The sequence below is a fragment of the Arcobacter aquimarinus genome (assembly GCF_013177635.1).
Taxonomy (GTDB): domain Bacteria; phylum Campylobacterota; class Campylobacteria; order Campylobacterales; family Arcobacteraceae; genus Aliarcobacter; species Aliarcobacter aquimarinus.
In genome coordinates, this window is record NZ_CP030944.1 from 2,448,844 (window position 1) to 2,474,410 (window position 25,567).

Below are 25,567 nucleotides of genomic sequence, written 5' to 3' on the forward strand. Positions count from 1 at the left end.
TTATAAATCTTGAAATCTTTTTTAATATTCATTTTAACTTATTCTTAATAAGTTTTAGATAAAATAATTACCATTTTTAAAAAAGGAAATAGATAATGACATCTACACTTTTAATCGTTCAGTTTGTTTTAGCAATTTTACTAACAATAATCATTTTACTTCAAAAAAGTTCAAGTATTGGTCTTGGAGCGTATAGCGGAAGTAATGATTCGTTATTTGGAGCAAAAGGTCCAGCAAATTTCTTAACAAAAGCAACGATGGCATTAGGTTTAGTATTTGTAATAAACACTCTTGTATTAGGTTACTTGTACAATGAACAAAGAAATCAAAGTGCTGTTGATAAAATTCAAACAGACTCTTTAATACCTTTAACACCTATAACACAAACTCCTGTGGCTCCAACGGCTCCTGAACAACCTTTAGTGCCAACTGTTCCAGAAAATAAATAATACAAAGAAAAAAGAAAAATGAAGTATTTCTTACTTCTTTGTTTATCTTATCTCTATTTAAATGCAAACGGACATATTTTTGTATATCACCGTTTTGGAGATTCTAAACATGAAAGTACAAATACTTCTATAAAAGAGCTAGAACAGCAATTTGATTATTTAAAAAAATATAATTATGAGGTTGTTCCTCTTTCTAAAATAATAGATAGACTTGCAAAAAAAGAGAATATTCCTAATAATTGGGTAGCATTTACTATTGATGACGCTTACAAAAGTTTTTATCAAAATGGTCTTGAAATATTCAAGAAATATAATTATCCATTTACACTTTTTGTTTATGTTGAAGCAACAAATAAAAAGTATGGTGATTTTATGAACTGGGAAGAGATAAAAGAGAGTTCAAAATATGGAGATATTGAATTACACTCTTATTCACATGAACAATTAATTAAATTATCTGACGAAGAGATTTATAATGATACAAAAAAATCTTTTGATATTTTTGAAAAAGAGATGGGATTTAAACCAAAAGGATATTCATACCCGTATGGAGAATATGATGATAGGGTTAAGAACGTTATAAAAAAGTTTGATTTTAAGTATATTGCAAATCAAAATAATGGTTCTATAAATGAAAATAGTGATATTTTTGATTTAAATAGAGTTGCATTAGTCGGAAAAGTAAATTTAAAAGAAAAACTAAAATATAAAACACTAGAAGTTGAGTGGATTGAACCACAAAATTATCCTAAAAATGGTATTTTGACAAAGGTAAAAGCGAAAGTTAATCCTGAAGTAAAAACCGCAAAATTATTTATATCAACTTATGGTTGGCAAGATATCAAAGTTAAAAATGGTATAATAGATATCAAATTAGATAAAAAGTTAAATCTAAATAGAAATAGAGTTGCAATTAGTACAGATTACTACACTATTTCAAATAAATTACTTATCAAATAAAGGAGAAAATATATGTTAGAAGAAGTTTATGCCCAAACAAAAGAGCATATGGAAAAATCAATTGAATCATTAAAAAAAGATTATAAATCTTTAAGAACTGGAAAAGTTAGTACTAATATTTTAGATGGTATTAAAGTAGATTATTATGGAACACCTACTGATTTGAGTCAAGTTGGTTCTGTATTAGCTCCTGATGCTACAACAATTACTATTAGTCCATGGGAAAAGAATCTTCTAGGAGCAATTGAAAAAGCCATTCAAAGTGCAAATATTGGTGTAAATCCAAATAATGATGGTCAAATAATAAAACTATTTTTCCCTCCAATGACTGTTGAACAAAGACAAGAAACAGCTAAACAAGCAAAAGGTATGACTGATAATGCAAAAGTTGCAATTAGAAATATCAGACAAAACTCTAATACAAAAATCAAAAATTTATTAAAAGATAAAGCTATTACTGAAGATGAGAGTAAAAAAGCTCAAGATGAAATCCAAAAGATTACTGATTCTTATGTTTCAAAAGCAGATGATACATTCAAAGCTAAAGAAGCTGAAATCTTAAAAGTATAATTATGAACGTAGAACAAATATACAAAGATGCGAATGCTTTATTAGAGGGGCATTTTAAATTAAGTAGCGGAAATTACTCTAAATTTTATTTACAATCAGCAAAAGTTCTTGAAGATCCTAAAACTGCAAAGTTACTAGCAGATGCTCTAGCAGAACAAATTAAAAAATCTGGAATTAAAGTAGATGCTGTTTGTTCTCCTGCACTTGGTGGATTAATAGCTGGTTTTGCACTTGCAACTGCTTTGGATGTAAGATTTATTTTTGCAGAACGAGCAGAAGGTGAAATGACTATTAGAAGAGGTTTTGAAGTTAAAGAAGGTGAAACGTATATTATCTGTGAAGATATTATTACAACTGGAGGAAGTGCTTTAGAAGCAGCCAGAGAAGTTGAAAAAGCTGGAGGAATCGTAGTAGCTTATGCAGCTTTGGCAAATAGAGGATTCTGTTCAAGAGTTGGAAGTGATATCGAAAGAAAAGATAACTGTAAATTACCTTTAGATAAACCACTTTTTGCTTTAGAAGATTTTGCATTCCAAATGTACACTCCTGATGAGTGTGATTTTAAAGACATTGCTTATAAACCAGGAAGTAGAGGAAACTAATTAGTGGCAAAATGGAGAGATGTAAAACAAAATAAAATTCAACAAGAAAAAATTGTTGAAAAAAATTCTAAATTACAAAAAAGTAATTTAGCATCTCTTCCACTAAGATTAAAAGCTTTCTTAACAGATACTTTTTTAATCACTACTCCTATTTTTTACATAGTTATCTATTTAATCATGGGAAGTGGTGAAGAATTTGCTCAAGATAGAGCTTTTGGATGGGGAATAATATTTGCAGTTCATGCAACTATTATTTTAATATTTTGGCTAAAAAATGGTCAAACTCCAGGACTAAAAGCTTATGATATAAAACTTGTAGATAATAATACGAAACAAAGAGTTTCTGTTATACAAGTTCTTGTTAGGTATATTGCAACACTGTTTGCTGTTATATCAATCTTTTTACTTTTTGTTCCATTTTTCAATAAAGACAAAAAAACATTTCAAGATATTCTTTCAAATACTATTATAATCAACGATAAATAATGCTTTTTTTTAATTTATCTGCATTTTATTTCTTTTATTTTGCAGCAGTTGGAGTTTATGTAATATTTTTACCAAAGGTACTTCATGATATTGGATATAGTACTTTTGATATTGGTATTATTTTGGCAATTCCTTTATTAATGAAATTTATAACACCTTTTATGTTCTTAAAATATATAAAACTTGATAAAAATATGTTCAAAACAGCACTTGCTATTTTACTTATTTTATCATCCTTGTTTTATTTAACGTTAGAAAACTTTTATCTTTTTTTGATTAATAATGCTCTTTTGGGAGTTTGTTTATCTTTGATTTTACCATATCTTGAAGTAACTGCTGTTTCAAATTTAGGAAAAGAGAAATATGGCAAATCAAGACTTTTTGGCTCAATTGGTTTTGCAATAATCTCTTTGGTTTTAGCAAAATTTCTGACACAACCTTATGTTGCTATTCATTTTTATTTAGTCTTAAATATTTTAACTGTTATTTTTGCACTATTACTTTTAAAATTTGATATGGAACAAAAAGAAGAAGAGAAAAAAATTCCTTTTTCATTTTTAAAATTCTTACCATTTTGGTTAAGTCTGTTTTTTATGCAAATAAGTTTTGGGGCATTTTATAACTTCTTTACTATTTATGAAACACAACATGGAATAAGTCTTGAAATGACATCTTATCTTTGGTCTTTTGGTGTCCTTTGTGAAATTTTAATGCTTTATTTTCAAGCACCACTTTTAAAAAATAATCTTTTAAATATTATAAAGTTTTGTGTTGCAATTACAACTCTTAGATGGTTATTATTATATTTATATCCTGATTCTTTAGGAATTACATTTTTTACTCAGTCAATTCATGCTTTTTCATTCGGGCTTTATCATAGTGCTGTAATCATATATTTATTTACTCTTTATGAAAACAAAAAATTAGCTCAACAATTCATGTATGGAGTGACTTATGGACTTGGTGGATTTATAGGAGCTTTAGTTTCAGGAGCTGTTTATGGGGAGTTTCTATTCCTTTATAGTGCTTTATTTTCTCTTTTATCTTTTTTTGCACTTTATTTCATAAAAAAAGTGTAGAATTCCATTTTTTAAAGGAGTTTATTTATGAAATTATTACTATTTATTTTTCTTTTTAGTTTAAACCTATTTGCTTTAAATATAGACAAAACTTGGTACGAACAATCAAGTGAAAATTTAGAAAAAATTTATTTAGAGCAACTAAAAAAAATCGAATTTCAAGAAAATAATTTCTCTAATGAAGATAAAGAACAAATTGATTATCAAATTCTTTTGTTAAAAAAATTATCTACTTTAGTAAAACAAGAAAACAACATAAAAATACAAGAAGTTTCTAAAATAGAAGATTTAGAAAGTTATATAAAACAGATTAAAGAGTATATAAAATTAGAGAAAGAATTAACAAATAGAAAAAATGAATATGATGATAATATCAAAAAAATTGAATTATTAGAAGAACAAATATCAAAATTAACAGAAAAAAACTCTATTACTTCAATCAATTCTCAACTACTTTATGCTTTTTATAAACTAAAAAATAAACAAAATAAATTCATTATTGATAAATATATAAAAAATCAAAATAATTTTAGAAAATCTCTTCTTGATAGTTTAAAAAATATAAAAATTCCAAATAATGAAACACTACAAGCTAAGATAACAAAAATAGAAAATATACATGAACAAATTTTAAAGGAAGAAAAAAGATTATCTCTTGCTTTAGATAAAGCAAAAATAAGTGAAAATGAACAAAAAATCAATTCATTAAATAATGAAATTGATATATTAAAAAATGAAAAATCAAAAGTTATTGACTCTATGATTTATACTAAAATAGAATTCTTAATTCCTCTTTTAAAAAACAAAGATTCAAAATATTTTGAAATAAACAAAGGATTACAAGATTTTATTGAAAAAAGTCCTGAAACTTATACAAGTTTAGTTGAACTCCTAAAATATCTTTCAAGAGAACATTTGGGAGTTACAAAAACTACTTTTATAGATACAAAAGAGAGTTTTTTTGATATTTTAAAATATACTTGGGAAGAGATAAATAATCCAATTATTCCAATTGGTGAAGGAATATCTATATTGGCGATTAGTAAATTCTTTTTAATTTTCATTATAGGTTTTACAATTGCTACTTTTTATAAAAAGAAAATATCAAATTCTACAACTCACTATTTAAGAAATACCTCTATTGCAACAAGAACAATGCTTGCAAATCTTGGTTATTATTTTTTAGTTGCTATAACTTTTGTTTTTGGACTTAAATCTGTTGGTATTGATTTATCTTCACTTACTATTTTAGTTGGGGCATTATCAGTTGGTATTGGATTTGGTTTACAAAATATAGTTTCAAATTTTATTTCAGGAATTATATTAATATTTGAAAAATCAATTCAAGTTGGACATATTATAGAGATTTCAACAGGACTTAGAGGAAAAGTTTCTCAAATAAATATGAGAAGTAGTGTCGTTACAACTTTTGATAATATTGATATTATTATTCCAAACTCAACTTTAATTCAAAATAATGTAATAAATCTTACATTTTCAGATGATATTAGAAGATTAAATGTTCCTTTTGGTGTAGCTTATGGTTGTGATATTGATGAAGTAATAAAAATAGTTTTAGATTCTTTACAAACAAGTAACTTAATATATATAAGAAATATGCCACAAAAAGCTCCAAAGGTTAGAATGACTTCTATGAATACAAGTTCTATTGACTTTGAATTACTTGTTTGGATTAGTGAGAATCCTGATGAAAATGGTGTTGGTTCTTCTAATATGTCAGATTTTTTAATCTTCTTATATAAAACTTTACAAAAAAACAATATTGAAATTCCATTCCCTCAAATGGATATACATTTAAAAAGAAGTTAGTTTATAACCACTTCTTTTTTTTAAAAATAAAAAACTGCAAAGTTATAACTATAAATAAAATAATTATAAAAACATAAAATGCATTTTCATTTTCAGCACCTGGAATTCCACCTATATTTATTCCTAAAAGTCCTGTTAAAAATGTAAGTGGTAAAAAAATTGCTGAAATTATAGATAACATATACATTTTCTTATTTAGTTGTTCATTCATGCTATTAGCTAACTCTTCTTGAATTAATATCACTTTATCTCTAATAGTATCAAGTTCTTCTATATGCCTCATTAATTGGTCATTTGTCTCTCTTAATTCTATTCTTTGATATTCATCTATCCAAGATATTTTTTCATTATAAAGTTTTATTAACGCATCTTTTTGAGGAGTTAAATATCTTTTTAAAACTATAGTTTCTCTTCTAATTGCCAAAATCTCACTTCTATATTCTGTATTTTCAGAATCAATAAAATTCTCTTCTAATAAATCTGTTCTATCTTGAATCTCATCAATAACCATATCCATTCTATCAGTGACTTTTCGTGTTAGTTCAACTAAAAACTCTGCAGAAGATTTAACACCTTTAGAATTTTTTAAATCATCTATTATTTCATCAACGGATAAAAGATTTCTTTTTCTTGTACTAATAATTAAATTAGGTGAAATATAAAGTCTGATTGATATCATATCCTCAGGTTTGGAATTTGGGTTTAAATTTACGCCTCTTAAAGCAATAAGTAAAGCTTCACCCAAAATAGTAGTTCTTGGTCTTGTCTCTTCTGTTAATAAAGCATCAATAGCAACTGAATCTATACCACTTTTATTTGTAATCCAATCAATTGCCTCTTTGCTTGAATAATCAAAATGAACCCATAAAATTTTATCTTCATTGTTTATATTTTCTAATTCATCATAACTTAGTTCTAAAGATGAACCTTTTTTATCAAGTAAAAAAGCTTTAACGGGACTATTTGGCATAAGTTCTTCCTCTTTTAAAAAATTGAATAAACAATTTCTGTTTTTAATTTACTCTTTTTTATCTCTTCAATTTTTAGATTTTCTATTTCCATACTCATTAATTCATCAATAGTTTTTATACCATTTTTTGCAAGAAGTTTTAAAATAATTCCTCTGTAAGCTTTTGCCCAATGGCTTACTACTTTTCCATCTTTTATAAATTTCATTGTTGTATATGGTTTTTCTATTTTGTAAAACTTTTCATAAAATCCAGCTCTTAAATCAATAATGTCTTCATCTTTTAAATATTCATTTAAAGCTTTTGAAAAATTATCCATATAAAATTTCTCTATTTTTAAATCAAAAAAAGTCTCTCCTTGTTTTAGTTTATAATCAGGGAGTCCTTTATTCCCTGCTTTTAAAACTCCAAAGAGATTCGAAAAAATCAAAACATTTTCATCAATATAAGATTTTTCATTTTCTTTTAATTTTGAATATTCCAAATAATCAAAAGCAACTCCGTCATATCTTTGAATTACTTTCATCGTAGGAGTTTTAAATAAATCCTTTGAATATTGCTCTAATACATCTTCTTTTTTTGTTCCAAAAAGTTTTATCAACTCTTCTTTTGAAGCAGTTGTAATGAAATCATTATATTGTTTTACAATTTCCATTCTTTTTTCAAAAAGTTCGGGAAAAATAAAACTATTTTTATCAAAAGATATTTCATCTCCACCTGCTATTTTTGTTTCACTTGGTGAAAATAGTATTTTCATTTTTCTTCCTCTTCTATAAATTGTCCATCTATATATTTCCAAATTCCCTCAACTTTTAAAAATCTACTTTTTTCAATAAATGAAATATCATTTTTATCTTGAAACAAAGTAGCTTTAAATGTTACAAAACTCTCAATTTCATCATCAATAATCTCTAAAATTTCTAGTTTTTCAAATTTTGTATTTTTTGAAAAATTCAATATATCATTATTCCAAGATTTTAAATCTAAAGTAAAATCACAATTATTTGGATGTGTTGTAAAAATTATATATTCGCTATTGCAAAGAGCAAAAGCTGAAAATCTTGATTTCATAAGTTCTAAAGCAGTTTTAGGAAAATTGATTTTGTCGTGAAATGATTTACAACATTTTTTGTACTTTTTCAAAGAGCCACAAGGACAGTTATCATTTGGAGAGAATTTCAAAATAGAACCTTATTAAATTTTAGGGATTCTATCATAATTGAAGTAAAAATCTAAAATGGGAAAAACTTCCCATTTAGACTATAATTTAGGTACTAAAGCTCCTGTAGTTTTTTCTATTTTTTTATCAACAGCTTTATTTAACTCTTTTTTCTTTTCTTCTTTTTTATCTTGAACTTTCTTTTCTGTTTTTTCTTTTGAAGTTTTACCTGACTCTTTTACATTTCCAACTATACTATCTCCAAAACCTTTGATATTTTTCAAATCTTCAGGATTTTTAATAGTATTTTTTTTTCTATACTCCATAATCTGTTCAGCTTTTTTCTCACCAATTCCTTTTATACTCATAAGTTCTTCTTTACTTGCTGTTTGCAAATTTATTTGAGCAACTAAAAAAGTTCCACAAAGCATTAATAATGCAACTATTTTTTTCATAACTTCTCCTTTAAAATAATTTAATTAATTATACATAAATTATTTTAAATATTATTTATATAATAATTAAAATTATCTTTTTTTATTAAATAAACTATTATATAAAATTATGCTAATCTAGAAAAATTTAAATTAAAAGGTGTAAAATGGAACAATTTCCTATTGAATTTGTATCTAATATTGCTTCAATAATTTTAGTAGTAGTCTTAGTTATTAATTATTTGAAACATAAAAAAAGAGTTGAAGTTATCCAACAACTTGATTCTTTAAAAAGTGAAAATCAATTAACTCAACAAGATATTTCATACATCTTTGAAAATGAAAAAGAGTATAAGGAAAAAGCAGAAAAAGCAGAAGGATTTACAAAGCTTTTAAATCCAATTTTTATTTTGATTGTAGGTATTTTATTTATATATCTTCCTTTTTCTGAAGCAATGATTCATTTAAACGTATTTGTTGTAGCTTTTATTTTTGTTCAACTTGATAAGATTAACAAAAAAAATACATATATACTTCTAAATGAGTTAAAAAAAGATATTAAAAAAGAGGGAAATTAACTCTTTTTTAATTAGTAAAACAAGCTTTCAATTTTTCATGATTTAAAATCTTAATATAACCCTTCTCATTTTGAATAATTTTCTCTTTTTTAAGTTTTGCTAGTTTTCTTGAAAATGTTTCAGGAGTTATATTTAATAATTGAGCTATTTTTACTTGTTTTAAATTTATCAAAATTGATTCATTATCAATTAAAAATTTTGCAATTTTCTCTAAACTATTAGAGCTAATATTATAATTTATAAAACTCTCTAAGGCTTTTATTTTTCTTGTAAGTGATTTTATAAAAAACATTGATATTTCAGGTTTTAATAAAAATTCTGTTTTAAACTTTTCATAATCGATAAGTAAAACCTCTGCTTTTGTTTCAAATGAGCAATTTGCTGGAAATTTTAAATCTTCATAATTTACAATTTCAGCTATTAATGAAGGTGCCATTAAATTATGAATTACTACCTCATTCTCTTTATGGTCATAAGTATAAAGTTTTGCTATTCCTTTTATCAATAAATGTAAGTATTTAGGCTCATCACCTTTATAAAAAAGTATTTCATCTTTATTAAAATATTTTTTAATTGTTATCTCTTTTAATCTGTTTAAATCCTCTTCTTTTAAAAAACTAAAAAAATTAAAATCATTTTGTGCTATATTTATCATCATCTCTCTTTCTTGATTATAATCAATGTGTAAAAATGTATTTTATGTAAAAATATTAAAATGTTATATTAAATAAGACAATAATTATCCTAAATATAAGTAATAAATTATGACAAAAGAAAAATTTGAACTAGAAATAAAAACATTAAAAACTTTTTATGAACTATATTGTAAAGATAAACATGAAATTCAAGAAAAAATACAAAATAATATTGAATATAAATCAAATTTTTTTACTCTTGAATTAAGTTTATGTCAAGATTGTCAAAAAGCAATTAATTATTCCTTTAAAAAACTCCAATCTTGTCCCCATGAAATAAAACCAAGATGTAGAAAATGTCCAAATCCTTGTTATGAAAAAGAAAATTGGAAAGAAACAGCAAAAGTCATGAAATATTCATCAATAAAACTAAGTTTAGGAAAAATAAAATCAAGGATATTTAATCTTTTTAATTAATTACCAGTTGATTGGCTCTTTTTTTAAACTAGTTAATATCTCATTTGTTTTAGAAAATTGTTTTGAACCAAAAAATCCTCTATAAGAAGAAAGAGGACTTGGATGTGGTGAAGTTAAAATATGATGTTTTGACTTATCAATTAATTTTGTTTTAGCAATCGCTGGAGCTCCCCAAAGTATAAATACTATATCACTACAATTTTCACTAATATATTTAATTATATTGTCTGTAAATATTTCCCATCCAAGTTTGTGATGAGATTTTGGTTTGCTCTCTTCTACAGTTAGAATAGTATTTAAAAGTAATACTCCTTGTTTTGCCCAAAGTGTTAAATCACCATCTTCACAAATAGATTTTTTTCCTAAATCATCATTTATCTCTTTTAAAATATTTACCATTGAAGGTGGATTTTTTATTTCACTTGGTGTTGAAAATGCTAAACCTTGAGCTTGTCCAAATCCATGATAAGGGTCTTGCCCTAAAATCACAACTTTTAGATTTTCTAATTTTGTAAGAGAAAAAGCTTTAAAGATATTTTTCTTTTCAGGGAAAACAGTTGATGTTTTATATCTTTTTTCTATCTCATTATGTAAATTTTTATAATAATCTTTTTCTTTTTCTAAATTTATCACATCTTCCCAAGTCATATCTATCCTTTTAAATTTTTAAATAAAAAAAGCTAAGGTTATAAAACCTTAGCTTTGAAAAAATCTATAATTTATTGATTATAAAACTGGTGATTTAATAACCATCATTTTTTGATTTTGCATTTCTCTCATAGAATCAGGAATTCCACCTAATCCTAATCCAGAAGTTCTAGCTCCACCAAATGGCATCCAATCAACTCTAAATGCTGTATGGTCATTTACCATAACAGCAGTTGCATTTAATCTTTTTACTGCTTTTAAAGCTGTATCAAGATTTTTTGTAAATACTGCTGCTTGGAAAGAAACATCCAGTTGATTTGCTCTTTTGATTGCTTCATCTAATGTTTTATATGAATATACACAAACAACTGGTCCAAAAATCTCTTTTTGAGAGATAATTGCATCATCAGCAGGATTTACAATAACTGTTGGTTCAAAACAAGAATCAGAAATTCTTTTTCCACCAGTTAAAATTTTTCCACCTTTTTCTACTGCTTCATTAACCCACTCTTCAACCCTATTTACTTCATTATGGTTAATTAATGGTCCAACTTCAGTTTTAGGGTCTAATTGGTCTCCAACTATTAATTTTGAAGCTTTTTCAGCAATTTTAGAAGCTACAACTTCTGCTAATGATTCATGTACAAAAATTCTTTGAACAGAAACACAAACTTGACCAGCATGGTAGAATCCACCTTTTACAAGGTCTGGAATCATAGCTTCAACGTCTGCATCTGGCTCAACGATTACTGGTGCAACTCCACCATGTTCTAAAGCACTTCTTGTCCCAGCACTTGCTTTTGAATTTAAATACCAACCAACAGGTCCTGAACCAATAAATGTAAAGAATGCAGTTTTAGGACTTGTAACTAATAACTCTCCACCTGCTCTATCACAAACAACAGCTTGTGCCCAACCGTCAGGAAGTCCTGCTTCTTTTAATAACTCTACAAGTCTTAATGCAGACATTGGAGTTTGTGTAGCAGGTCTAATAATAACTGGACAACCAACAGCAATTGCAGGAATTACTTGATGAATTGCTAAATTAAATGGGTGGTTAAATGCAGAAATTGCAGCAACTACACCAATTGGTTCTTTCATTGTATAAGCCATTCTATTTGCACTTGAAGGTGTATGACCCATAGCAATTTCTTGACCTTCTTGTAATCCAATTTGCTCAATAGCGATTTTTACACCATTAATAGCTCTTTGAATCTCAACTTTAGAGTCAATATAAGGCTTCCCACCTTCACTTGCACAAAGAATTGTTAACTCTTCAACTTGAGAAGACATAATCTTCATCAAGTTTTCTAAAATCTCAATTCTTTTATATTTTGGGATCCAGTTATCTACATCCAAAAATCTTTCGTATGCAGTATCGATAGCTTGTTGTACTCCTTCAACTGTAGTGAATGGAACAGATCCTACAACTCTTCCATCAAATGGTGATGTTACTTCTATTGTACTCATATTTTTCCTTTCAAATTATTATATTAAACACTGTTTTTTAGCTAATAAATCATTTAATATTGCATGATTTAAAGAGTAATCAACTGCTAAATCGATTAAATGAACACCTTTTCCATTTACACATTTTTCTAGAGTTTCAGTAAATTCTTCAACTGATTGAGGTCTATGTCCATGAGCTCCATAAGATTCAGCATATTTAACAAAATCAGGATTATCTAAATCTAATCCAAATGTTTCAAATCCCATACCAGTTTGTTTCCATTTAATCATACCATATGCATTATCATTTAAAATAATTACAGTTAAATCAAGACCTAATCTTACAGCTGTTTCCATCTCTTGTGAGTTCATCATAAATCCACCATCACCACAAACTGCAACAACTTTTTTATCAGGATTTATCATTTTAGCAGCCATTCCAGAAGGAAGTCCAGCACCCATAGTTGCTAAGGCATTATCTAATAATAATGTATTTGGTTTTGCACATCTATAATTTCTTGCAAACCAAAGTTTATAAACACCATTATCTAAAGTTACAATATCCTCATCATTTAATGCTTGTCTAATAGCTCTAACTGCTCTTTGTGGTAAAATTGGGAATCTATTGTCACCAAAATATTTTGATAATCTTGTTCTAATATCATCTGCTAATCTTGCATAATAATCAAAATCCCAATGCTCTTGTGCAGTAATTGCCTCTGTCATTTCTTGAACGCTTCCAGCAATATCACCAACAACATCAAGTTGAGGGAAATAAGTATCATCAACTTCACTTGGGAAGAAGTTTACGTGAATAACTTTAGTTGCATCTGGAGTATTTTCCATAAAAAATGGTGGTTTTTCAATAACATCATGTCCAACATTGATGATTAAATCTGCTCTTTCAATAGCGCAGTGAATAAAGTCATCTTTAGATAATGCAGCTGTAGATAAACATAATGGATGGTTTTCATCAATAACACCTTTACCCATTTGCGTAGAGAAAAATGGCATTCCAGTTTTATTTACAAAATCAGTTAAAGCATTTCCGATTCTAGTTCTATTTGCACCTGCTCCAATTAATAACAGTGGTCTTTTTGCACTTTCAATCATTTTAATTGCATCTGCAACAGCACCTTTACAAGCAGTTGGATATCTAAATGGTTTAACAGGATAAATATTAAATTCAACTTCTTCAGCTGCAATATCTTCTGGTAATTCAATATGAACAGCACCTGGTCTTTCTGTTGTTGCTATTTTGAATGCTTCTCTAACCATTGATGGAATATTATTTCCATTTACAACTTGTTTAGCATATTTTGTCATTGGTTTCATCATACCAACGATGTCAATAATTTGGAATCTACCTTGTTTAGATTTTTTGATTGGTTTTTGCCCTGTAATCATCATCATTGGCATTCCACCAAGTTGTGCATAAGCTGCACTTGTAGCAAAGTTAGTAGCTCCAGGTCCTAAAGTTGAGATACAAACTCCAACTTTTCCTGTAAGTCTTCCATAAGTAGCTGCCATAAATCCAGCACCTTGCTCATGTCTTGTTAAAATCAATTTGATATTTGAAGTTCTTAAGGCTTCAAGAAAATCAAGATTCTCTTCACCTGGAATTCCAAAAATATATTCAACACCTTCATTTTCTAATGCTTTTACAAATAATTCTGATGCATTCATCTTTTGTTTACTCCGATTTTTTTTAAAAATAATTTATTGATAATCATATTCAATATCTGTTTAATTTATTCTTCATTATTAGGTTTTTTTTCCAAATATGAAAATTTTTATGTTATTACATAACTTGCGAATTATAGTTGATTAACCCTTAATATTTTAATGATTTTAATAATCTTGTTTAGAATATATTGATATTATTTTTAATATGATAAAAAATTACTCAAAAGGTTACATATGAAAAAAATTATCCTCATTTTAGTTTTAGCTATTGTTTTACCATTAATCTATATTGTTGTGGTAAATTATAATAATGTTCCAAAACTTGATGAAAATGTTAAAGAGAAATGGTCTCAAGTACAAAATCAATATAAAAGAAGAGCTGATTTAATACCAAATCTTGTAGAAACTGTAAAAGCTTATGCAAGTCATGAAAAAAGCACTTTTGTAGAAGTAACAGAAGCTAGAAGTAAAGTTTCTCAAATAAATTTAGATGTAAATAATCTAAATCCACAAATGTTAGAACAATTTTCACAAGCACAAGCAGGACTTTCAAGTGCTCTATCAAAACTTATGGTTGTTGTTGAAAAATATCCAGAACTTAAAGCAAATGAAAATTTTCTATCTTTACAATCTCAACTTGAAGGAACAGAAAATAGAATTACTGTTGCAAGACGTGATTTTATTGAAGCAGTTAAACTTTACAATTTAGAATTAAGAACTATGCCTGGAAAACTTGTAGCTGCGATTGCGCATCCTGATGCTCAGATAAAAGAGACTTTTTCAGCAAGTCAAACAGAGCAAGAAGCACCAAAAGTGAAATTTTAATGATTTTAAAAGATAATGAAAAAGAACTAATCTCTCAAGAAATTGAAAATCTTGAAAGATTTAGTTCTGCTGAATTAGTTGCAGTTATTACTCAAAAAAGTTCAGATTACAAATATGCTTCATTAATAATATCTATATTTTTAACTTTTTTATTCTCTTTTATTTTATATTTTCTAAAAGAAATATCAACTTTAGAACTTTTGCAATATCAACTTTTGATTTTTATAGGAACTAATCTATTTTTCATTAAATTTAACAATTTAACTTTAAAACTTCTTCCTTTAAGTTACAAACATCAAAAAGCTTCTTTAAAAGCAAATGAGCAGTTTTATAATTTAGGATTAAATAAAACAAAATCTAAACAAGCAATTATGTTTTTTGTAAGTCTTGATGAAAAATATGTAGAGATTATTACGGATACAGAAATCTCAAAAAAAATTCCTAATGAATTTTGGGAACAATTAGTTTATGAATTTACTCTGGATATAAAAAAAGATGATTTTTTAAGTGGTTATTTAAAAGCTATTAAAACTTCAAAGGCTATGTTAATTCAACATTTTCCAATACAAAATGATGATGAAAATGAACTTTCAAATGAAGTAATCGAGTTAAAATGAAAAAGATTATAATTTTTTTATTATTTATATTTAGTTTTTTAAATGCTGATATTTCCCAATATTTTCCAAAATTAGATTCAAGAGTTATAGATGAAGCAAAAATTTTATCACCAAATGTTAAAAAAGATATAGATTTAATTTTAAAAGAGGAAGAGGAAAAGAGTTCAAATCAAATTGTTGTTGTAATCCTAAACTCACTTCATGGTTATACAATTGAAGAGTATTCATATCAATTAGGTAGATATTGGCAAATCGGACAAAAAGACAAAAACAATGGAGTTTTACTCGTAATTTCAATGGATGAGCGAAAAATAAGAATAGAAGTTGGTTATGGACTTGAAGGTGCATTAACCGATAAAATAGCCCATGAAATTATAAACTATACTATAAAACCAAATTTCAAAGCAAACCAATATGAACTAGGAATTTTAAAAGCTGTAAATGAAATGATAGCCTCTATAAAAGGTGAATATGTTGCAAAACCTAAAAATAGTGAATTTAATGATGTAATAAATGCTTTTATTCCTTTAGCTTTTTTTGCATTGATTTTTATATCTATGTTTATAAATAGTATTTCAAGAAAATTAAAAAGTCAATTTTTATACAAAGTTACAAATTCATCTATGGGTTCATCATTTTTTGCTTTTTTTTCTTATATTATGTCTGAAGCATTTACAACATCTAATTTGATTGTTGCTTTAATTGTATTTATAGTTGTATTTATTTTTAATTTGAAAACTGCAAGAGATGTAGATTTTGATAAACTCTCAAAATCTAATTACACGAACAGTTCAAGAAATTCAGGTGGATTTGGAGGATTTAATTCTTCAAGAAGAAGCTCAGGTGGTGGATTTAGTGGAAGAGGAGGAAGTTTTGGTGGAGGAGGCGCAAGTGGCGGCTGGTAAAAAAACAATAATATTTGATTTAGATGGGACACTTATAGATTCTTTAGAAGATATAGCTGTTTGTATGAATCAAGTTTTAAAAGAGTTAAATCTTCCTATTCATAAAATAGAAGATTATAGATATTTTGTTGGTGGTGGAATTTCTGTTTTAGTTGATAATGCTTTAAAAGGATATTCAAATGAAATTAAAGAAGAAATTACAAAAAAATTTAAAGTACTTTATGACCAACAATTGCATTCAAAAACAAAACCCTATGATGGAGTTTACGAGCTATTAGATGAGCTAGAAAAACTTGATATTAATTTGGCAATTCTTTCAAATAAACCTCATGAATTTACATTGCAATATGCAAATTCTTTATTTGATAAATACAATTTCAAAGAAGTTCATGGACAAAAGCAAACTATTCCTAAAAAACCTGACCCAATTGCAGCTATAAATATAGCAAAAAGTTTTGATGCAAATTGTGAAGAGGTATATTTTGTGGGAGATACAATGGTAGATATGCAAACTGCTAAAAATGCAGGGATGATAGCTATTGGTGTTTTATGGGGTTTTAGAGATGAAAAAGAGTTGAGTGAACATGGAGCTGATTTTTTAATAACTCATCCTTTAGAAATTTTAAAGATTATAAATGACAAATAGTTATAAACCTATTTCATGTCATTTCTATGATAAATTAGAAGAATTAGCAGTTAAAAAACAAAAAGTGAAGATAATATATTTAGATAATGAATTAACTCTCGAAACAGAAGACTTAATAGTAGATTTCAAAACAAAAAATAAAGAAGAATTTGCGATATTATCAAATGGTTTAATTATTAGATTAGATAAAATTGTTGAAATAATATAATTATTTTTTTGATATTTAATCTCATTTAATATTGAAAAATATAAAGGAGGGTTTTTGCTCTCCTTTTTTAATATTTATCAAAGGTTGTATATGCAACTATTGCATATACAATTAAAGGAAAATAATGACTTATGAATTAGAAAAATCACTTGGATTTAAAATAAATCGTACAGCAAATAAAATCAATAATAAATATAACAAAATACTTCAAGAGTACGATATAGCACCTGAACAAAGGGCAACTTTAGAAATTATAAAATATGAAAAAGATGTAAATCAAACAAAAATTGCAGAGATTCTTGGAAAAGATAAAACAACTATAAGTAGAACCTTAGCAACACTAGAAAAAAAAGATTTTATTACAAAAATACAATTAGATAAAAGAACTAATCAAATAAAATTAACTTGTAAAGCCGAAGAAATGCTAGAGAAAAGTGCTTTAATAGTAAAAAATTTTAGAGAAAAACTAAAAACAAATTTAAATGAAAAAGATATAAAAACTTTAATAGAGTTACTTGAAAAAGTAACTTTAAATATAAAAGAGTAAAGATGAAAAAAGCTACAAATCACATATATTTAATCATTCTACTTTCTATTTTATCATCGGTTGCTCCAATGGGTGTGGATACTTATTTACCTTCTATTCCAGATATTGCAAAATATTTTGATGTGAGTATTCATAAAATTGAACTATCTTTATCTATATTTTTAATAGGTTTTTCTATTGGTCAAGTCTTTGGAGGACCAATTTCTGATAGATATGGAAGAAAGATGAGTTCTGTATTTGGTCTTTTAGGTTTTGCATTCTTCAGTTTTATAATCATCTTTAGTTCAAATATTTATGAACTATGGGTTTATAGATTTTTTGAAGCATTTTTTGGAGGAATTGTAGTTGTAAATGCTGCTGCTGCTGTTAGAGATAGATTTCATGGAGCTGAAGCTGCAAAGATATTCTCACTTATTGGAATGGTTAGAAGTTTAGCACCACTTTTAGCACCTGCTATTGGAGCTTTTATAATACATTTTTATTCTTGGAAAGCTATTTTTATTTTTCTAACTATTTATTCTTTAGTAGTTGCATTTTTTGTATATAAAGATCTTCAAGAGAGTTTTGTTTACAACAATCAAAAAATTATAGACTCTTTTAAACTTGTTTTATCAAATAAAAATGCTATGAAAATAATGCTTACATTAGGTTTTTCATTTGGTGGATTCTTTATAATTATTGCAAAAACTTCTTTTATATATATAGAATATTTTGAGATTTCAACAGATTATTTTCCTTTTTTCTTTGGAATAAATTTTATTATTTTAGTTTTGATGATAAAAGTAAATGTAACTTTATTAAAAAAATATTCACCAATTAGTTTAGTAAAAATGGCAATATTTATACAAACTTTTTCAGGATTTATTTTTATTTTACTTTATAAAGATATTTCTATTGTGATGATTATGATAATAATTGCTTCATATATGAGTATGATGGCTTTTATCTTTGGAAATTGTATGGCTTTGATTTTAGAACATTTTCCTAAAAATGCAGGTGTTGCTTCAGGAGTTGCAGGTGTATTACAATTTGGATTAGGAGCAATTATTTCTTCAATTGCACTTAGTTTTCATAGCCCTACTTTTTTTCCGATAGCTTTTAGTATAACAATAATTTCTCTATTCTCTTTCATGCTTATAAGAGTTTATAAATAATGGTAAAGATTAAAATTTTACCACTAAAAAATTATTATTATTGGGTTATTTTGTTTCATAGAGTATCAAAATGATTGCATTTTTAAATATTTTCTTCTTCTAATAGATTTTTTTGTTATTTTATTATATAAAAAATAGTAATATAAGTCTTTACAAAAAAGGACGCAAACTATGTTAAAAAATCTTAATACAAAGAAGAAACTCTTCTTATTTCCTATATTATTTATCTTAATAATAATAGGTGCAGCATTTGTTTATAAGCACTATAGCAATACTGCAAAAGCTAGAAACAATATTGCAATTCATACAGATGAATTTGTACAACAAGTTCTTACTGCTAGAATATCTGTTTATCAATTTCTTAGAAACCCTACTAATGAAATAGCACAAACAGTAAATTCTCAATTTAATGAACTAAAGAAAAATGTTCTTCATTTAAAAAATAAATTAAACGTTGAAGAAAATAGAGTTTTATCTGATGAAATAGCTAAACTTACAGACGAATATTTAAAACATTTTGATTTATTATCAGAATTTAGAATCAAAAATTTTAATAGTGGGACTATTGAAGAATCTGAAGAAATGAGAAAAAAAATCTCTCAAATGTCAGAAATTGGAGCTCATTTAGAAGATAGAATTACACAAATAAATAAAAATGCTTCAATATTAAGAGATGACTCTTTTGAAACATTAGATTTTATGTTAATTGTTTTAGCTGTAGTTGCTACAGTGATTTTTATCATTATCTCTATTTTAATATCAAATATAATCGTTAACTCTTTAAATTCATTTAAAGAAGGATTATTAAACTTTTTCTCTTACTTGAATAGAGAAGCAAAAGATGTATCTTTATTGGAAGATAGTGCAAAAGATGAATTTGGTGAAATGTCAAAAGTTGTAAATGAAAACATTTCAAAAACTAAAAAAGGTATAGAAGAAGATAGAAAACTAATCGATGAAACTATTATGGTTTTAGGTGAGTTTGAACAAGGTGATTTATGTCAAAGATTAAATATTGATGTTTCAAATCCAGCATTAATGCAACTAAAAAATGTTGTAAATAATATGGCAAATAATCTTGAAACAAATATTGATAATGTTTTAAATATCTTAGAACAATATGCACACTATAGTTATCTAAATAAAATCTCTACAAAAGATTTGAAAGAACATTTATTAAAACTTGCAAATGGTGTAAATATGCTTGGTGATTCAATAACTGAAATGTTAATTGAAAATAAAACAAATGGTTTAACGCTTGATGAAAGTTCAAATATTTTATTAACAAATGTTGATAAATTAAATGTTAGTTCAAATGAAGCTGCATCAAGTCTTGAAGAAACAGCAGCAGCAATTGAACAAATTACAAGTAATATCAGACACAATACAGAAAGTATTGCAAAAATGGCAAGTTTCTCACAAAATGTAACAACATCAGCAACACATGGTGAAAAACTTGCAAATCAAACAAATGTTTCAATGGATGAAATAAATGCTCAAGTTACAGCAATAAATGAAGCAATTACAGTAATTGATCAAATAGCATTCCAAACAAATATTCTTTCACTAAATGCAGCTGTTGAAGCAGCAACTGCTGGAGAAGCTGGAAAAGGATTTGCTGTTGTTGCTCAAGAGGTAAGAAATCTAGCAAGTAGAAGTGCTGAAGCAGCTAAAGAGATAAAAGATTTAGTTCAAAATGCTACAACAAAAGCAAATCAAGGAAAAGAAATAGCTTCTAATATGATAGATGGTTATAAACAACTAAACGAAAATATTTCTCAAACTATAAACTTAATAGCAGATATTCAAAATGCTTCAAAAGAACAACTTTTAGGAATTGAACAAATCAATGATGCTGTAAATAGCTTGGATCAACAAACTCAACAAAATGCAATGATTGCAAGTCAAACACATGATGTTGCAGTATTAACAGATGAAATAGCTAAACTTGTTGTAAGTGATGCTGACAAAAAAGAGTTTAAAGGTAAAAATGAAGTAAAAGCTAAAAGTGTAGATGTTGCATCAAATCATAAAGCAGTTCATAACCATAAACCAAAAGAGACAAAAATAGCCTCTAAAACAGTTTCTCAAAACGATGAATGGGAAAGTTTTTAAAAACTTTCCTTTGTAGTTGATATTGGATGTATAAAAATATTATACATCCAACTCAAAAAACTCTTCTTCAACTTTTTCATATTTAGATACAGAACAACTAATTTTTATAGCATTATCATAATCTTTAAACTCTTCTAAAAACAATTTTTTTAATTTTTCTATTTCTACTGCTCTAAATATAAAATATCCTAAAATTTCACTTCCTCGTGAACCTGCTTTTTCTATACCAAAACTATCAAATTTCCAATCTATTCCTCTAGAAAAAAAGAAAACTTCACTTATTCTTTTTTCTAAATCTTCTCTTACATTGTTATTATATGCTTTTAAATGTACATAAAATGCTACATTTGTATTAAATTGTGATTGCACTAATTTTTCTTGTTCTGGTGTCTGTGGTTTTTCTATTAAATTTTTATTACTCATAATTAATACTTTCCTAGTTTTTGGCTTATTATATTCAAGTTTCTTAAAATAAAACTTGTAAAGTAAAAATAAACAAATTATTTTTAGCTATATTTTAACTTTCTTTAATAATAAAATTAAAATTATTTTTATTTTAATATTAAATTATATATAATCAATTTAGACAATAAAAAGGGACTTAATGGAACAAAAAGTTGAAAACATTTCTATTATTTGGAAATCAGAATACAATATAAATAATTTTAAAATTGATAGAGAACATCAACAATTATTTTCTATAGCAAGAGAAGCTTTAAGTATTTCCAAACTTAAAAAGGATGAAGAACAAATAGAAAAATTAAAAAAGACTATTACAAAACTTTTTGATTATGTAGGAACGCACTTTTCCAATGAGCAAAAACATATGGAAAGTATTTCTTATCCAGAACTAGAAGAACATAAACTTCTTCACAAAAATATGATAAATATGCTTACAAATTTAGTTTCAAAATTAAACTCTATGGAACTTGAGCAAATCCAACAAGCTTTATTCAATTTCATCGAAGAGTATTTTATAAGACATATTATTTTAGAAGATAAAAAAATAGAATTATGGTCTACAAATTTAGAGGATTTAAGAAAAAGCTTTGGATGGAAGCAAATTTATAGCATAAATAACCCTAAAATTGATGCTGAACATAAAATGCTTTTTGATATTGCAAAAGAAGCATTTACAGAAGTTGAAGCTAGCGAAAAAACTGCAAAAATCAAAGATATTTTAACAAGATTATATGATTATATGAAAACTCACTTTAAGCATGAAGAAGAGTATATGCAACAAATAAATTATCCAGCATTTAAAGAACACAAAAAACTACATTCTGAAATAATTTCAAAAATAAATGATTTTGTAAAAAAACTTCCAACTTTAAACGAAGATTTATTTGAAAAAGAATTGGCAAAAATTATAGATATTTCATTGGTTTACCATATTATTCAAGAAGATAGAAAAATTATTAACTGGGTAAAAGCAAATGAAAATAAAAACTAAATGAACATAGAATACAAATTTTTACAAAAAGCTATAGTTGATAAAAACTATGTTTGTTTTAGTTATGAAAATAAAAATTATAAAAATGTTAAACCTCTAAAACTAGATAGTGAAAATAGACTAACTAGCGATAAAGGTGTTTTTGAGTTTGAGAAGATTAGGAAATTGGTGGTTTTGAAAGAGAGGTTTTGAAATCTTTGACAAATTAGAATAATATAGTATATAATACTTTTAAAAGTACTATTAAGGATACTATATGATAATAAATGCAAATGAAGTAAAAACAAAAGGTGTATCTATTTTTGGAACTCTTCTTGAAAAATTTGATGAACTAATTATAAATGTTAGAGGAAAAAATCAATATGTAGTTCTTGATATAGAAAGATATAAAGAACTAAGAGCAAATGAACTTGACTTGGCTTATCTAAAATCTCTACAAGACATAAAAAAAGGAAATTTCAAAATACAAAGCGCAAAAGAGCATGTTGAAGAGATAAAAAATGAATTATAAACTAATCATCACAGATGAATACAAAAAGCGATTAAAAAAGTTTTTGAAAAAACATCCTGATATGATTGAACGATATGCTAAATGTATCTTTATCCTAGAAAATGACCCTTTTCATCCAAGCCTTAGACTTCATAAGCTAAAAGGAAAATTGGCTGATTTTCACTCAATTTCTATAAATATGGAGTATAGAGTTATTATTGATTTTATTATAAAAGATGATGAGATTATTCCTATTGATATAGGAACTCATGATGATGTGTATTAATACTTCATTCTTTTCTTTTTAGTAAAGAAAAGAAGCAAAAGAAAATCGTTCGCAAAGTTCCAAAATAGCTAAAAAATAAAATGAAATCTTAAAATTTGAAAACTCGCTTATCGCTCAAACAGTTCAAATTTCTTAACAGATTTAATTTAATTTTTCTTTACGCTATTTTGAAAATGCTCACTTTTTTATAAATATTTATTTTTATCTAGTTCATCAAAATCTAATTCAAATTTTCCAGGTACTATTCTAGCTTTTTTAAAAATTACATGTTTAAATCCATTTAATTGGCATAATTGAATTATTTTCTTAATATTGGTTTCATCAGCTTTACAGCCAAATAATATTTCTTTTAAATATTTATTATTAAATCTTTTTAAACCATAGCTATTCTTTAAATCTAATAATCGAAATTCCTCCTCATATTCCCAATATCTTGATTTCAAGGTAAACATTCTTTTTATATCTTCTATTTCACAGCCAAGATAAGGAATTAATTCATACCTATCATCTTCTGAATAAATTACTTTACTCATAGTAATGCCACTTTCTTTATAAAAATCATTCTTAAAACCAAAACACAAACCTTTGTGATTATCTGCATAATGAGACCACATTAAAATATTTTTATTATTTGTACTCATAGATAATATACCAACTTTTGATTTTTCAATTATTAAATTTCTTTTTAAATCTTTTTTATAGTCTTCAATTGTTTTTTCACCTAATAAAGATTTTTCTGTTTTATTTAAAGTTTCACAATGTTTATTGAAATCTCCATCTTCTTCAAATTCTAAATTACAATCAAATGGGTCATTAAAACTAGTATGTGATGCAAAATATAATTCTGAATTTAATATAATTTTATCAGCATATTCACCAAAACTACGATATTTATATAAAATTAAACTTCTATTCATTTATTCTCCAAAATAGTAAATTTTTGTAAAGATCAAGGCTAGCAGTAAAAAATATTATAGGAGTTTACTATTGTAAATGACTATAATATTTTTTGCAATAACGCTGAGATTTGCAAAAAGAACTATTTTACTAATGATTTTCCTACAAGATACCCACTCGCCCACGCAAAGTGTAAGTTAAATCCTCCCCTATTCCCTACGATATCTAAAACCTCACCTGCAAAATATAGATTCTTCACTAGCTTACTCTCATAAGTTCTATTATCAACCTCGATAGTTCGTACACCGCCACCACTAGCTTCCGCATGACCGAAACCTTGAGTATCTACAATCTTCATCTTCCAAGAGTTTAACTGATAAGCTATTGCTTTAATCTGTTTTGCATTTATCTCGTTTGCTTTTGTATCAATATTTATTTTACAAATATCAAGTAACACAGGAGCAATTTTATTTGAAACCATTCCTGTCAAAATATCCACAACTCTTTGATTTGGAACTGTTTTTAGCAAACTTTGTATTTGGTCAGCTAAATCATTTTTATTAATTTTTGGGAAAAAATTAATAGCGATTTTCACATCTTGATAAGAACTAAGATTTAAAACAGCAAGTTGTGAAATATCTAAAATAGCAAAACCAGACACTCCATAACTTGTAAAAAGTACATCTCCAAAAATCTCTTGCTCTAAATTGTTATTCACAAATAAGATTACATTACACTCTTTTTTTACCCCTTGAAGTTTTCCATTGTAAGTATTGTCAGTTTTTAATCCAACTAATGAAGGATAAGTTGAATTGTATGTGTGTCCAAATTTTGAAGCAAATTCAAGACCACTCTCATTTGCATTTAGTTGAGGAGCTGCTCCTAAACCATTTGAGATAAGAACTTTATCATAGCCTTTATATTCTGTTTCATCAAGTTTGATATTGAATTTTTCATCAACTTTTTCAATATCCCTTATAAAACTCTCTAAATAGATATTTACTCCTAACTCATTTAAAGCCAGCTCCAAAAGATTTGTTACAGATTTTGCTTCATTTGAAAGGGGATAAACTTTACAACTCTCTTTCACATCAAGCAAAAGTCCGACACTTTTACAAAACTTTTCAAAGGCTTTAAAATCAAACTCTTTTAAAGCAAAGTTTACAAAATCAGGATTCTCTCCTATATAGTTTTTTGAAGTGATAGAACTATTTGAGATATTGCATCTTCCATTTCCACTTGCTAGGATTTTTTTACCTATTCCTTTATTTGCATCAAATAAATCTATTTGTAAATTTTTGTTTAATCTTTTGGCTGTAATACAAGCCATTATTCCAGCTGCACCTGCGCCTATTATTGCTATTTTCAAAATGTTGCCTATTAATATTTTTTTTGATTATAGCTAATAGACTCT

32 protein-coding genes are annotated in these 25,567 nt (G+C 26.2%); 21 read left to right on the forward strand and 11 right to left on the reverse strand.

Features of this window, described 5'->3' with window-relative positions; translation table 11 throughout:
* Nucleotides 1-95: 95 nt before the first annotated feature.
* Genes secG through AAQM_RS12375 form a run of 7 tightly spaced genes read left to right on the forward strand, consistent with a single transcriptional unit; the run spans nt 96 to nt 5,976 of the window.
* On the forward strand, nt 96-449 hold the full coding sequence (secG, locus tag AAQM_RS12345) for a preprotein translocase subunit SecG (RefSeq protein ID WP_129095562.1): 354 nt from the start codon (nt 96-98) through the stop codon (nt 447-449).
* A gap of 18 nt (nt 450-467) precedes the next feature.
* Entirely contained in the window at nt 468-1,409 is a 942-nt protein-coding gene (locus AAQM_RS12350) for a polysaccharide deacetylase family protein (RefSeq protein ID WP_129095561.1), read from the forward strand.
* 12 nt (nt 1,410-1,421) lie between these two features.
* Entirely contained in the window at nt 1,422-1,979 is a 558-nt protein-coding gene (frr, locus tag AAQM_RS12355; protein WP_129095560.1) for a ribosome recycling factor, read from the forward strand.
* A gap of 2 nt (nt 1,980-1,981) precedes the next feature.
* The gene (gene pyrE, locus AAQM_RS12360; protein ID WP_129095559.1) at nt 1,982-2,581 is read left to right on the forward strand and encodes an orotate phosphoribosyltransferase; all 600 of its coding nucleotides are present in this window, start codon (nt 1,982-1,984) and stop codon (nt 2,579-2,581) included.
* 3 nt (nt 2,582-2,584) lie between these two features.
* Nucleotides 2,585-3,067 carry an RDD family protein gene (locus AAQM_RS12365; protein WP_129095558.1) on the forward strand — a complete coding sequence of 161 codons (483 nt, stop codon included), beginning with the start codon at nt 2,585-2,587 and terminating at the stop codon, nt 3,065-3,067.
* On the forward strand, nt 3,067-4,146 hold the full coding sequence (locus AAQM_RS12370) for an MFS transporter (protein ID WP_129095557.1): 1,080 nt from the start codon (nt 3,067-3,069) through the stop codon (nt 4,144-4,146). The genes AAQM_RS12365 and AAQM_RS12370 overlap by 1 nt, the downstream gene beginning before the upstream one ends.
* A gap of 27 nt (nt 4,147-4,173) precedes the next feature.
* Nucleotides 4,174-5,976, forward strand: coding sequence for a mechanosensitive ion channel domain-containing protein (locus AAQM_RS12375; RefSeq protein ID WP_129095556.1), 1,803 nt, complete (start codon nt 4,174-4,176; stop codon nt 5,974-5,976).
* A gap of 1 nt (nt 5,977) precedes the next feature.
* Here the strand turns inward: AAQM_RS12375 and zntB are convergent, their stop codons facing one another.
* The 4 genes from zntB to AAQM_RS12395 form a co-directional block, all read right to left on the reverse strand.
* Nucleotides 5,978-6,994: a zinc transporter ZntB gene (zntB, locus tag AAQM_RS12380; protein WP_268878219.1), complete on the reverse strand. Its 1,017-nt coding sequence runs from the start codon at nt 6,992-6,994 to the stop codon at nt 5,978-5,980.
* Nucleotides 6,961-7,701 (reverse strand): YaaA family protein, encoded by a 741-nt coding sequence (locus AAQM_RS12385; RefSeq protein ID WP_129095554.1) that lies wholly within the window; start codon nt 7,699-7,701, stop codon nt 6,961-6,963. The genes zntB and AAQM_RS12385 overlap by 34 nt, the downstream gene beginning before the upstream one ends.
* Nucleotides 7,698-8,126, reverse strand: a complete 429-nt coding sequence (locus tag AAQM_RS12390) for a YchJ family protein (protein WP_129095553.1) — start codon at nt 8,124-8,126, stop codon at nt 7,698-7,700. Before AAQM_RS12390 ends, AAQM_RS12385 begins: the two co-directional genes overlap by 4 nt.
* Before the next feature lie 78 nt (nt 8,127-8,204).
* The gene (locus AAQM_RS12395) at nt 8,205-8,558 is read right to left on the reverse strand and encodes a ComEA family DNA-binding protein (protein WP_129095552.1); all 354 of its coding nucleotides are present in this window, start codon (nt 8,556-8,558) and stop codon (nt 8,205-8,207) included.
* 146 nt (nt 8,559-8,704) lie between these two features.
* Here AAQM_RS12395 and AAQM_RS12400 point away from each other — a divergent pair, with 146 nt between their 5' ends.
* Nucleotides 8,705-9,115, forward strand: coding sequence for a hypothetical protein (locus AAQM_RS12400; RefSeq protein ID WP_129095551.1), 411 nt, complete (start codon nt 8,705-8,707; stop codon nt 9,113-9,115).
* A gap of 7 nt (nt 9,116-9,122) precedes the next feature.
* Here the strand turns inward: AAQM_RS12400 and AAQM_RS12405 are convergent, their stop codons facing one another.
* Nucleotides 9,123-9,770 carry a Crp/Fnr family transcriptional regulator gene (locus AAQM_RS12405; protein ID WP_129095550.1) on the reverse strand — a complete coding sequence of 216 codons (648 nt, stop codon included), beginning with the start codon at nt 9,768-9,770 and terminating at the stop codon, nt 9,123-9,125.
* 109 nt (nt 9,771-9,879) lie between these two features.
* Between AAQM_RS12405 and AAQM_RS12410 the strand changes: the two genes are divergently transcribed.
* Nucleotides 9,880-10,227 carry a nitrous oxide-stimulated promoter family protein gene (locus AAQM_RS12410; RefSeq protein WP_129095549.1) on the forward strand — a complete coding sequence of 116 codons (348 nt, stop codon included), beginning with the start codon at nt 9,880-9,882 and terminating at the stop codon, nt 10,225-10,227.
* On the opposite strand, the gene ung is transcribed toward AAQM_RS12410, so the two are convergent.
* From ung to AAQM_RS12425, 3 genes are all read right to left on the reverse strand, one after another.
* Nucleotides 10,228-10,875, reverse strand: a complete 648-nt coding sequence (gene ung, locus AAQM_RS12415; RefSeq protein WP_129095548.1) for a uracil-DNA glycosylase — start codon at nt 10,873-10,875, stop codon at nt 10,228-10,230.
* A gap of 78 nt (nt 10,876-10,953) precedes the next feature.
* Nucleotides 10,954-12,345, reverse strand: coding sequence for an aldehyde dehydrogenase family protein (locus AAQM_RS12420; RefSeq protein WP_129095547.1), 1,392 nt, complete (start codon nt 12,343-12,345; stop codon nt 10,954-10,956).
* A gap of 18 nt (nt 12,346-12,363) precedes the next feature.
* Nucleotides 12,364-14,010, reverse strand: a complete 1,647-nt coding sequence (locus tag AAQM_RS12425; protein WP_129095546.1) for an acetolactate synthase large subunit — start codon at nt 14,008-14,010, stop codon at nt 12,364-12,366.
* A 234-nt stretch (nt 14,011-14,244) separates the two neighbouring features.
* Between AAQM_RS12425 and AAQM_RS12430 the strand changes: the two genes are divergently transcribed.
* The 8 genes from AAQM_RS12430 to AAQM_RS12465 all read left to right on the forward strand — a co-directional run bounded on the left by AAQM_RS12430 (nt 14,245) and on the right by AAQM_RS12465 (nt 21,027).
* Nucleotides 14,245-14,835: a LemA family protein gene (locus tag AAQM_RS12430; RefSeq protein ID WP_129095545.1), complete on the forward strand. Its 591-nt coding sequence runs from the start codon at nt 14,245-14,247 to the stop codon at nt 14,833-14,835.
* Nucleotides 14,835-15,452, forward strand: coding sequence for a TPM domain-containing protein (locus AAQM_RS12435; RefSeq protein WP_129095544.1), 618 nt, complete (start codon nt 14,835-14,837; stop codon nt 15,450-15,452). Before AAQM_RS12430 ends, AAQM_RS12435 begins: the two co-directional genes overlap by 1 nt.
* Nucleotides 15,449-16,357: a TPM domain-containing protein gene (locus tag AAQM_RS12440; protein ID WP_129095543.1), complete on the forward strand. Its 909-nt coding sequence runs from the start codon at nt 15,449-15,451 to the stop codon at nt 16,355-16,357. Before AAQM_RS12435 ends, AAQM_RS12440 begins: the two co-directional genes overlap by 4 nt.
* Complete coding sequence (locus tag AAQM_RS12445) at nt 16,344-17,003, forward strand: HAD family hydrolase (RefSeq protein WP_129095570.1); 660 nt, start codon at nt 16,344-16,346, stop codon at nt 17,001-17,003. The genes AAQM_RS12440 and AAQM_RS12445 overlap by 14 nt, the downstream gene beginning before the upstream one ends.
* Nucleotides 16,993-17,211, forward strand: coding sequence for a hypothetical protein (locus tag AAQM_RS12450; protein ID WP_129095542.1), 219 nt, complete (start codon nt 16,993-16,995; stop codon nt 17,209-17,211). The genes AAQM_RS12445 and AAQM_RS12450 overlap by 11 nt, the downstream gene beginning before the upstream one ends.
* A gap of 124 nt (nt 17,212-17,335) precedes the next feature.
* A complete protein-coding gene (locus AAQM_RS12455) occupies nt 17,336-17,758 on the forward strand; it encodes a MarR family winged helix-turn-helix transcriptional regulator (protein ID WP_129095541.1) in 423 nt (140 codons plus the stop codon).
* A gap of 2 nt (nt 17,759-17,760) precedes the next feature.
* Nucleotides 17,761-18,912 carry a multidrug effflux MFS transporter gene (locus AAQM_RS12460; protein ID WP_129095540.1) on the forward strand — a complete coding sequence of 384 codons (1,152 nt, stop codon included), beginning with the start codon at nt 17,761-17,763 and terminating at the stop codon, nt 18,910-18,912.
* A 171-nt stretch (nt 18,913-19,083) separates the two neighbouring features.
* A complete protein-coding gene (locus AAQM_RS12465; RefSeq protein ID WP_129095539.1) occupies nt 19,084-21,027 on the forward strand; it encodes a methyl-accepting chemotaxis protein in 1,944 nt (647 codons plus the stop codon).
* Between the two features lie 39 nt (nt 21,028-21,066).
* On the opposite strand, the gene AAQM_RS12470 is transcribed toward AAQM_RS12465, so the two are convergent.
* Nucleotides 21,067-21,450, reverse strand: a complete 384-nt coding sequence (locus tag AAQM_RS12470; protein WP_129095538.1) for a hypothetical protein — start codon at nt 21,448-21,450, stop codon at nt 21,067-21,069.
* Nucleotides 21,451-21,631: 181 nt separating this feature from the next.
* On the opposite strand from AAQM_RS12470, the gene AAQM_RS12475 reads away from it, so the two are divergent.
* The 4 genes from AAQM_RS12475 (at nt 21,632) to AAQM_RS12490 (ending at nt 23,256) form a co-directional block, all read left to right on the forward strand.
* On the forward strand, nt 21,632-22,480 hold the full coding sequence (locus AAQM_RS12475; RefSeq protein ID WP_129095537.1) for a bacteriohemerythrin: 849 nt from the start codon (nt 21,632-21,634) through the stop codon (nt 22,478-22,480).
* Nucleotides 22,481-22,672: a hypothetical protein gene (locus AAQM_RS12480; protein ID WP_129095536.1), complete on the forward strand. Its 192-nt coding sequence runs from the start codon at nt 22,481-22,483 to the stop codon at nt 22,670-22,672. It begins immediately after the preceding gene.
* A gap of 64 nt (nt 22,673-22,736) precedes the next feature.
* Complete coding sequence (locus AAQM_RS12485; RefSeq protein WP_129095535.1) at nt 22,737-22,991, forward strand: prevent-host-death protein; 255 nt, start codon at nt 22,737-22,739, stop codon at nt 22,989-22,991.
* Nucleotides 22,981-23,256, forward strand: a complete 276-nt coding sequence (locus AAQM_RS12490) for a type II toxin-antitoxin system RelE/ParE family toxin (RefSeq protein WP_129095534.1) — start codon at nt 22,981-22,983, stop codon at nt 23,254-23,256. Before AAQM_RS12485 ends, AAQM_RS12490 begins: the two co-directional genes overlap by 11 nt.
* 185 nt (nt 23,257-23,441) lie before the next feature.
* On the opposite strand, the gene AAQM_RS12495 is transcribed toward AAQM_RS12490, so the two are convergent.
* Nucleotides 23,442-24,173 (reverse strand): DUF2971 domain-containing protein, encoded by a 732-nt coding sequence (locus AAQM_RS12495; protein WP_129095533.1) that lies wholly within the window; start codon nt 24,171-24,173, stop codon nt 23,442-23,444.
* Nucleotides 24,174-24,295: 122 nt separating this feature from the next.
* Nucleotides 24,296-25,522: a BaiN/RdsA family NAD(P)/FAD-dependent oxidoreductase gene (locus AAQM_RS12500; RefSeq protein WP_129095532.1), complete on the reverse strand. Its 1,227-nt coding sequence runs from the start codon at nt 25,520-25,522 to the stop codon at nt 24,296-24,298.
* Nucleotides 25,523-25,567: the final 45 nt, after the last annotated feature.